This is a genomic window from Burkholderia sp. Ac-20392, from assembly GCF_017104585.1.
Classification (GTDB): Bacteria; Pseudomonadota; Gammaproteobacteria; order Burkholderiales; family Burkholderiaceae; genus Burkholderia; species Burkholderia lata.
In genome coordinates, this window is sequence record NZ_JAAGPB010001116.1 from 1 (window position 1) to 878 (window position 878).

The window sequence follows — 878 nt, forward strand, 5'->3', positions numbered from 1 at the left end:
CTACACGACGCGATTCCGATCTCAGCCACAGCCGCGTCTGCGCGAACGACGCGGGCACGCGGTCGCTGCGTGGCGTACGCGGCGGGATCGGCAGCACGCGGAAATCGATGCCGGCCGCGCCGAGCTTGTCGATGAAGACCGCGCGCTGCGCGTCGGGCAGTTGCGCGAAACGCGTCGCGAGCGCGAGCCAGTCGGGTTGAACCTTCGTCATCCGTCGTCCTTATTGGGTTTCTAGTTCGCCGAGCAGCGCATCGATCGCGCTCGCCGCGTCGGTTTCGCCGCGCGCCGCGCAGGCCGCGTCGATCGCCTCCGCGCAGCGCGCCAGCGTGCGCGTGTCGAACAGCGTGCGCAGCGGCAACGCGAGCCCCCAGTGCAGGTTCGCCTGCGCGTGGGCCTGCGTCGCGAGCAGCGAATGGCCGCCGAGCAGGAAGAAATCGCCGTCGCGGCCGATCGCGTCCACGTGCAGCACGCGTTGCCAGATCTCGGCAAGCGCGCGTTCCGTGTCGGTCGCGAGCTCGACTTCGGCTGCCGCTTCGCGCACCGGCGCGGGCAACGCATGGCGGTCGCACTTGCCGTTCGGCGTGACGGGCAATGCATCGAGTTCGATCAGCTGCGACGGCACCATGTAAGCCGGCAGTTGCGCGCGCAGCGCGTCGAGCAACGCCGCCCGGTCGAGCGGGCCCGCGTCGCCGCGTGCGACATAGCCGATCAGTTGCTCGTCGCGCACGATCACGACCGCATCGTTCACGCCGGGTGCCGCGCGCAGCAGCGCCTCGATCTCGCCCGGCTCGATCCGCTGGCCGCGCAGCTTGACCTGCGTATCGACGCGGCCGAGGTAGTCGAGCGCACCGTCGGCGCGCCGACGTGCGAGGTCGCCC

Annotated in this window: 2 protein-coding genes; both read right to left on the reverse strand. The window is 71.0% G+C overall.

Annotated features, from left to right (window positions below):
* Positions 1 to 211: hypothetical protein (locus G3N99_RS41120; RefSeq protein ID WP_206125299.1), on the reverse strand; the 211-nt coding region annotated here is incomplete at its 3' end.
* Between the two features lie 9 nt (positions 212 to 220).
* On the reverse strand, positions 221 to 878 hold a 658-nt coding region (locus tag G3N99_RS41125), incomplete at its 5' end, for a phosphopantetheine-binding protein (protein WP_206125300.1).